Source organism: Micromonospora phytophila, assembly GCF_023656545.1.
Taxonomy (GTDB): domain Bacteria; phylum Actinomycetota; class Actinomycetes; order Mycobacteriales; family Micromonosporaceae; genus Micromonospora; species Micromonospora phytophila.
In genome coordinates this window covers 1-2,696 of record NZ_JAMOKF010000511.1, presented here as the reverse complement: position 1 = coordinate 2,696, position 2,696 = coordinate 1, and the positions used below count along the sequence as shown (strand labels likewise).

The 2,696-nt window shown below is 73.9% G+C and carries 3 protein-coding genes; all 3 read right to left on the bottom strand.

Annotated features, from left to right (window positions below):
• Window positions 1–530, bottom strand: a 530-nt coding sequence (locus NCC78_RS30535) for a DivIVA domain-containing protein (protein WP_250798868.1), incomplete at its 3' end; no start/stop codon positions are given.
• Between the two features lie 31 nt (window positions 531–561).
• The gene (rlmN, locus tag NCC78_RS30530; protein WP_250798867.1) at window positions 562–1,713 is read right to left on the bottom strand and encodes a dual-specificity RNA methyltransferase RlmN; all 1,152 of its coding nucleotides are present in this window, start codon (window positions 1,711–1,713) and stop codon (window positions 562–564) included.
• Window positions 1,714–1,817: 104 nt separating this feature from the next.
• Window positions 1,818–2,696: phosphatidate cytidylyltransferase (locus NCC78_RS30525; protein WP_250798866.1), on the bottom strand; the 879-nt coding region annotated here is incomplete at its 5' end.

Below are 2,696 nucleotides of genomic sequence, written 5' to 3'. Positions count from 1 at the left end.
ATCGGGGCGCCCGGCCCCATCGGAGCCGGGCCGGGGCCGCCCGGGCCGCGCGGCGGTTCGTAGCCGCCCCGGGGGGCGTCGTAGCCACCGGCGTAGGCGCCGGTCGGCTCGTCGTAGCGGCCGTAGCGGTCGGCGGGCGGGCCGGCCTGCGCCGGCATCACCCGGGGCGGCATCGGCTGCGGTACCGGCGACATGCCGCGGTCGTCCCGCATCGGGGGGCCCATCCGGTCCGGCGGGCCGAGCCGGTCGGACATCCGGGGGTCGCCGCCGCGGCCGGCGACGCCACCGCGCTCCTCCAGCTCGGCCAGCTGCCGCTCGACCCGGTCCAGGTGCAGGTCGACCTGCCACTCGTCGTAGCCGTTGAAGCGGACCCGGAAGACGACGTCGTGGACCTCCTGGGAGGCGACGGGCGCGCCGACCGGCTGACCGGCGAGCGTCGCCTCGACCCGGTCCAGGAAGGCGTCCACCTCGTCGACCTTGTATCCCCGGCGGAGCGCCTTGCGCCGGAAACGCTGACCCTGACTCGCCACTATGTCTCCTGGTCTCGTTCGCTACGCCCGGTCACGCGGTGGTCTCCCCGGCCCGGTCGGTGTCCCTGTCCTCGGCGGCGGCGAGCTGCCCACATGCTCCGTCGATCTCGCGCCCCCGGGTGTCCCGCACCGTGGTGGACACCCCGGCGTCGCGCAACCGCCGGACGAACTCCCGCTCGACCGGCTTCGGGCTGGCGTCCCAGCGGCTGCCCGGAGTCGGGTTGAGCGGGATGAGGTTCACGTGGGCCAACTTGCCGGCCAACAGCCGACCGAGCAGGTCAGCTCGCCACGGCTGGTCGTTCACGTTCTTGATCATCGCGTATTCGATCGACACGCGGCGCCCTGTGCGGTCGGCGTAGTCCCACGCCGCGTCCAGCACCTCGGACACCTTCCAGCGCTGGTTGACCGGCACGAGTTCGTCGCGCAGATCATCATCGGGGGCGTGCAACGACAGCGCAAGGGTCACTGAGAGGTCTTCGCTGGCCAGTCGGCGGATGGCCGGAACCAGCCCGACCGTGGAAACGGTGATGTGCCGCTGGGACAGACCGAGCCCCTCCGGGGCCGGCTCGACCAGCCGGCGGATCGCGCCGACCACCCGGGAGTAGTTGGCCAGTGGCTCGCCCATGCCCATGAAGACCACGTGGGACAACCGCGGGGGCGACCCGGCCACCGCGCCGGAGGCGGCCACGCCGGCGAGGTAGACCGCCTGGTCGACGATCTCCGCGGTGGAGAGGTTGCGGGTCAGCCCCGCCTGGCCGGTGGCGCAGAACGGGCAGGCCATGCCGCAGCCGGCCTGGCTGGAGATGCAGACGGTCACCCGGTCGGGGTAGCCCATCAGCACGCTCTCCACCAGCGAGCCGTCGTGCAGCCGCCAGAGCGCCTTGCGGGTCGCGCCGTCGTCGCAGGCCAGCTCGCGCACCGGCGTCAGCAGCCGGGGCAGGAGCTGGTCGGCGAGCTTCTCCCGGGTCGCCGCCGGCAGGTCGGTCATCTGCTCCGGGTCGCGCACGAGGCGGCCGAAGTAGTGGGTGGAGACCTGCTTGGCGCGGAACGCCGGCTCCCCCAGCTCGGTGACCAGGGCGCGGCGGCCGGCCAGGTCGAGGTCGGCGAGGTGTCGGGGTGGCATGGCGGCCCGGCGGGTGCCTTGGGCGTCCGGGTCGACAGGAATCAGGGGCAGGCTCGTCATGGCGTGTCCAGTCTGTCACGCCCGCCGTGGGACGCACCCGTCCGGAGGTGCCGAATCGGCCCCCGCCGCCCGGACGGGACCGGCAGAACCCGGTGATTCATGCCTCAGTTCACCACCGGGGCGAAGACCGCCAGCAGCAGGTACGCGGTCGGCACCGCGAACAGGATCGAGTCGAGCCGGTCCATCAGGCCACCGTGCCCGGGGAGCAGGTTGCTCATGTCCTTCACCCCGAGATCGCGCTTGATCATGGATTCGGCCAGGTCACCGAGGACGGCGGCACAGGAGACCGCCAGCCCGAAGAGCGCACCCCACCAGGGGGCCACGTCGAAGAGCACCCAGATCAGCAGGGCGCTGCCCGCCGCCGCGGCGGTGACCGAGCCGGCGAAGCCCTCCCAGGACTTCTTCGGGCTCACCGAGGGCGCCATCGGATGCTTGCCGAAGGAGACGCCGGCCGCGTACCCGCCGGTGTCGGAGAGCACCACCGCGACGATGGTCACCAGCACCCGCAGGTGGCCGTCGTCGGGCACCGCCGCGAGGAGCGCGGCGAACCCGCCGAGGAACGGCACGTACACGGCGATCAGGGTGGCCGCGGTCAGGTCCCGTTGGAAGCCGCCCGGCCCGTCGCCGAGCCGCCAGACCATCGTCCCCAGCACCGTCACCAGCAGGCCGAGGCTGAGCGCGTCGGGACCGGCGAACCACGCCAGCCCGACGGTGAGCACCCCGCCGGCGATCAACGGCACCAGCGGCGGGTGGGCGCCGCTGCGCCGTACCGCCCGGGCCATCTCCCAGATACCGACCCCCACCGCGGCGGCCACCACCAGCAGGAAGGCGGGTCGGTAGAGGAAGAGCGGCACCACGATCAGGGCGCCGAGGCCGAGGCCGACCGCGATGGCGGCCGGCAGGTTGCGCCCGGCCCGGCTCGCCGCCGGCTGGTGGGTGGCGGGCCGGTCGGCGCCGGCCCGGCGTCGTCCCGGCCTCCGCCG

Bases quoted from the DNA above. Each gene is read 5' to 3' on its own strand.
- rlmN (WP_250798867.1), bottom strand. From the start codon at position 1,713: ATGACGAGCCTGCCCCTGATTCCTGTCGACCCGGACGCCCAAGGCACC.